Annotated in this window: 3 protein-coding genes and 3 pseudogenes; 3 read left to right on the top strand and 3 right to left on the bottom strand. The window is 74.4% G+C overall.

Translation table 11 applies throughout. The features are described from left to right. The 3 genes and pseudogenes from ABT247_RS33700 to ABT247_RS31830 form a co-directional block, all read right to left on the bottom strand. Positions 1 to 81, bottom strand: a pseudogene (locus ABT247_RS33700) (XRE family transcriptional regulator); the annotation flags it as partial. Positions 82 to 145: 64 nt separating this feature from the next. Then, positions 146 to 499 (bottom strand): annotated as a pseudogene (locus ABT247_RS33705) (hypothetical protein); the annotation flags it as partial. Between the two features lie 299 nt (positions 500 to 798). Then, positions 799 to 1488: a FadR/GntR family transcriptional regulator gene (locus tag ABT247_RS31830; RefSeq protein WP_350749695.1), complete on the bottom strand. Its 690-nt coding sequence runs from the start codon at positions 1486 to 1488 to the stop codon at positions 799 to 801. A gap of 416 nt (positions 1489 to 1904) precedes the next feature. On the opposite strand from ABT247_RS31830, the pseudogene ABT247_RS31835 reads away from it, so the two are divergent. From ABT247_RS31835 to ABT247_RS31840, 3 genes and pseudogenes are all read left to right on the top strand, one after another. Next, positions 1905 to 3515 (top strand): annotated as a pseudogene (locus ABT247_RS31835) (2-isopropylmalate synthase); the annotation flags it as partial. A gap of 147 nt (positions 3516 to 3662) precedes the next feature. Then, on the top strand, positions 3663 to 4148 hold the full coding sequence (locus ABT247_RS33710; RefSeq protein ID WP_392898101.1) for a YbaK/EbsC family protein: 486 nt from the start codon (positions 3663 to 3665) through the stop codon (positions 4146 to 4148). A 155-nt stretch (positions 4149 to 4303) separates the two neighbouring features. Beyond that, a complete protein-coding gene (locus ABT247_RS31840) occupies positions 4304 to 4585 on the top strand; it encodes a hypothetical protein (RefSeq protein ID WP_350749696.1) in 282 nt (93 codons plus the stop codon). The last annotated feature ends 139 nt before the right edge of the window (positions 4586 to 4724 follow it).

Below are 4724 nucleotides of genomic sequence, written 5' to 3' on the forward strand. Positions count from 1 at the left end.
GCCGGGATGCACCCGGACCACCGCGTCCTGGACGCCCGGCGGGACGTGCACCCGCAGGGCCTGCATGGCGCGGCAGGGCCCTGTCGGCGGTCTCCCCGGACAGTGCCTGGAACTGGCGCACCGCGTCGTCGGTCAACTGCCGCTGGCGGCGCAGCTGGTCGGTGTTGGAGCCGGGCCGGGCGAGCGCCTCGGCGCTGAGCCGGCGCTCCTCCTGGAGGTTGTAGTAGACGATGTTGGACGGCTGGCCGGCCTTCTGGGCCAGCAGCCCCTGGGCGGCCTGGCGCTGGAAGTCGAAGACCGTCTCACCGCTGGTCACCGCCCACAGGGTGACCAGCGCCAGGCTGGGGACGACGGCCAGGACGAGCAGCGCCGTCCGCAGGGACAGGCGTGGCCGCCTGCGGGGGGCCTTCGGCGTCGGGGGTCGCCGATTCGCACGCGCGCGCAGAGCAGACTCCTTGGGGCTGGCGGCCGACCGATGGGGCGCGGGCCGTCCGGGCACGGGCTTATGACGAAGCGATACTAGTCATACCGTGTGATTGGAGTGAATGCCCGTTCGCTGCCTGGGCAGTGCTTGTCCACCGACCCGACACAATGTCACCCGCGCGTTGACCGTTCGGGTCCGAAGCGGCCGGGGTCAGTGCCGCTTGACACACTGTCAACGCGGCGCGCGTACGGCGGGTGGCGTGGGTGTGAAGACTGTGTGACGCCGGGTGACGGCGCCGCCGTGGGGGCGGGCCGCACCGGCCGCGCGCTGGGGGCTGCCTCGGAGGCGCGCCTCGCCCGCCGCTCCGGCCCGCGCTACCGGGAGCCGAGCAGCCGGGAGCGGGTCGCCGCCAGCTCCGCCGCCAGCGCCCGCCCCGCCGCCTCCGGATCGCCGTCGTGCAGCGCCCGCACCAACTGCTCGTGCGAGGCGTACCCGTGGTGGGGATCGGCCTCGCGCAGGCCGAGCAGGCCGACCAGGGCCACCAGGTGGTCCCGCAGCACCGGGGCGAACTGGGCGAACAGGTCGTCCAGTACGGGGTTGTGGGCCGCGGCCACGACCGCCGTGTGCAGGGCGATGTCCGCGGCCACGAACCCGGCGTCGTCCGCCTCGCCCGCCGCCCGTCGCGCCGCCAGCGCGGCGTCGACGGCGGTGAGGTCCGCCGCCGTCCGGCGCTCGGCCGCGAGCCGGGCCGCCTGCACCTCGACCATCGTGCGCACCTCGTAGACGTGCGCCAGCTCCGCGGCGCGCAGCCGGGCGGCCCAGTCCCCGGCGGCCGGGCGGTCGGCCGTCACGAACACCCCCGAGCCCTGGCGGCTGTGCACCATCCCGGCCGCGGCCAGGGTGCGCAGCGCCTCCCGCACGGTCGAGCGGCCCACGCCGAGCTCCTTGGCGAGCGCCACCTCGCCGGGCAGCTTGCCGCCGACCGGCCACTCGCCGGCCCTGATCCGTTCCTCCAGCCGGTCGGCGGCCTGTTCGGCGAGGGGGGAGGGGCGGAGCGGGGGCATGTCGTCACCTGTCAGGTTGTCTGAGGACTTCGGTCGTGGTTACTCTACCCGGCATGCAGCGGAGCCTCCTCCTTCTCGGCAGCCGCAGCGGGGCGTGACCGGACCGGCACCCCGCTGCGGGGCGCCGTCCTGCCGGTCGCCGGTATCTCCCAGTCGAGGACACCCCCATGCGATCACCCGTGCCGTCCGCCGCACCGTCCGTCGGGTCCGCTGACGCGCCGTCCGTCGGTTCCGCTGACGCGCCGTCCGTCGGTTCCGCTGACGCGCCGTCCGTCGGTCCCGCCGCCGCGTCGTCCGTCGGTCCCGCCGCCGCGTCGTCTCTCGTGGCCGGCCCCGCGCGCTTCCCCGCCCTGCACGCTCCGGCCGGGCCCGTCCCGGCCGGCGCCCCCGCCTGGAACCCGCAGCGCGGCGGCGCCATGCCCTCCCACCGCTACCGTCCCGCCCACGAACGGGTGCACGTGCCGGCCCTGCTGCGCCGCTGGCCGGGCCGGCGGATCGAGCGGGCGCCCCTGTGGGTGCCGGTCGACCTGCGTGACGGCAACCAGGCGCTCGCCGAGCCGATGGACCCGGGACGCAAGCAGCGGATGTTCGACCTGTTCCTGGCCATGGGCTTCAAGGAGATCGAGATCGGCTACCCCTCCGCCAGCCGGACCGACTTCGACTTCGTCCGCCAACTCGCCACCACCCCCGGGGCCGTGCCCGAGGACGTCACGGTGGTCGTCTTCACCGCGGCCCGGGCCGACCTCGTCGACCGCACCTTCGAGGCCGTCGAGGGACTGCCGCGCGTCGTCGTCCACCTCTACACCGCGACCGCGCCGCTCTGGCGCAAGGTCGTCCTGGGCAAGGAGCGCGATGAACTGCGGGCCCTGATCACGGCGGCCGCGGAGCGGATGGCCCGGCTCGGGGAGGGGCGCGAGGGCCTGCGCTTCCAGTTCTCACCCGAGGTGTTCAACCTGACCGAACCGGACTACGTCCTGGAGGTCTGCAACGGACTGACCGAGCTGTGGGACGCCGCGCCGGACCGGCCCGTCATCCACAACCTGCCCGCCACGGTCGAGATCGCCACCCCGAACGTGTACGCCGACCAGATCGAGTACATGGACCGCCACCTGGAGCGGCGCGACAGCGTGATCCTGTCCGTCCACCCGCACAACGACCGGGGGACGGGCGTGGCCTGCGCGGAACTGGCGGTGCTGGCGGGCGCGCAACGGGTGGAGGGCTGCCTGTTCGGCAACGGCGAGCGGACCGGCAACGTCGACCTGGTGACACTGGCGCTCAACCTGCACACCCAGGGAGTCGACCCGATGCTGGACCTCTCCGACATCGACGGGATCCGGCGCACCGTCGAACACTGCAACCGGCTGCCGGTGCACGAGCGGCACCCGTACGCCGGGGACCTGGTGCACACCGCCTTCTCGGGCACCCACCAGGACGCCATCAGGAAGGGGTTCGCGCAACACGCCCGAACCGCCGCGGAGTCGGGGATCCCGGAGCGGGAGGCCCCCTGGTCGGTGCCGTACCTGCCGATCGACCCGGCGGACCTCGGACGGGACTACGAGGCGGTGATCCGGGTCAACAGCCAGTCGGGCAAGGGCGGGATCGCGTACCTGCTGCAGTCGGGCGAGGGGCTGGAACTGCCGCGCCGGCTCCAGATCGAGTTCGCCCGGGTCGTGCAGGAGGCGACGGACGGCAGCGGGCAGGAGATGACGGCCGAGGAGCTGTACGGGCTGTTCCGGGCGGAGTACCTGGCCGCCGGGCAGGACTCCTGGGACTGGCGGGTGACCGAGGACCGGGCCGAGGTGAACGGCCGTCAGGGCGTCGGCGCCGGACCGGTGGACGCGGTGGCGGACGCCGTCGGGGTGGAGATCCTCTCCTTCAGCGAGCACAGGGCCGGAAGCGGCCCGGACGCCGTGGCCTACGTCGAGGCGCGGGTCGGCGACGCGGTGGTGTGGGGCGCCGGGCGGGACGCCTCGGTGCTCACGGCGGGCGTGCGGGCGGTGTTGAGCGCGGCCGGGCGGGCGGCTGCCGGGCGGGCTGCCGATGCGGACTCGGGTGCGGGTGCGCGGGCTGCCGGCGTGGGTGCGGGTGCGCGGGCTGCCGGCGTGGGTGCGGGTGCCGGCGAGGGCGCGCGGGCTGACGCCGCGGGTGCGGGCGAGCGGAGGCATGATGGGGCGATGAACTCCCCCCTCCCTGCCCGAAGCCTCGCGGTCGCCGAGGCGCTGGCGGCCGCCGGTGTCGCCGGTGAGATCGTCGTCCTGCCCGACTCCGCCCGGACGGCCGCCGAGGCCGCCGCCGCACTCGGCTGCGAGGTCGGCGCGATCGCCAACAGCCTGGTGTTCCAGTGCGACGGCGAACCGCTGCTGGTGATGACCAGCGGTGCCCACCGGGTCGACACCGCCTACCTGGCAGCCCGGTTGAACGCCGGCACGATCACCCGGGCCTCCGCCGCCCAGGTCCGGGAGGCCACCGGCCAGGCCATCGGCGGCGTCGCCCCCACCGGCCACCCGGCCCCGCTGCGCACCGTCGTCGACACCGCGCTGCAGCAGTACCCCGTGCTGTGGGCGGCCGCCGGGCACCCGCACACCGTCGTGCCGATGACGTACGGGGAACTGCTCCGCGTGACGGCCGGCACCCCGAGCGCGGTCACCCCGGAGGCCTGATCCCGCGGTGGCGGGGAAATTGCTCTAGACCAATTTGGTCCAGACCATTGACGGTCAGGTGGAGCTGAGCCAAGATCATGCGCGCCGCCGGAAACGGGTGTCGACACCGGCCCGGCGTGGTCCCTGGCACAGCGAACAAGGGAAACGTGAGAGCAATGCGCAACATCCTGAAGACCGCCGCCGCCCTCGCCCTCGGTGGAGCACTCGCCCTCGGCGTCTCCGGACAGGCCTTCGCGGCCGGCGGCCCGGCCAACCTGGCCGGCAAGGGCTGCCCGTCCTCCTACTCCAACAACGCCGACGGCGGCACCTACATCCAGACGCTGACCAAGAAGTTCGTCGCCCCCAACGGCTTCCAGTACGGCGACTACAGCGTCGTCTTCTACAACTCGGCGGGCATCAAGTCCACCCTGCCCGTCCACGAGTACCGCTGCTACTAAACCGCGGCGCGCAGGAGCACGGCGTGCCCCGGGACCCGTCCCCCCCCTCCCGCGGCGCCGCCCCTGGCCGCCTCCACCGGGCGTGCGCCACCCCCGGTACAACCCCGCCGCCGGGGCCGCGCCCCGAAGGCGCGAGGCC

Origin of the sequence: Kitasatospora sp. NPDC001539, assembly GCF_040298565.1 — a bacterium.
Taxonomy (GTDB): Bacteria; Actinomycetota; Actinomycetes; order Streptomycetales; family Streptomycetaceae; genus Kitasatospora.

Coding starts and splice junctions, on each gene's coding strand:
- ABT247_RS31830 (WP_350749695.1), bottom strand. CDS start 1,488: ATGCCCCCGCTCCGCCCCTCCCCCCTCGCCGAACAGGCCGCCGACCGG.
- ABT247_RS31840 (WP_350749696.1), top strand. CDS start 4,304: ATGCGCAACATCCTGAAGACCGCCGCCGCCCTCGCCCTCGGTGGAGCA.
- ABT247_RS33710 (WP_392898101.1), top strand. CDS start 3,663: ATGAACTCCCCCCTCCCTGCCCGAAGCCTCGCGGTCGCCGAGGCGCTG.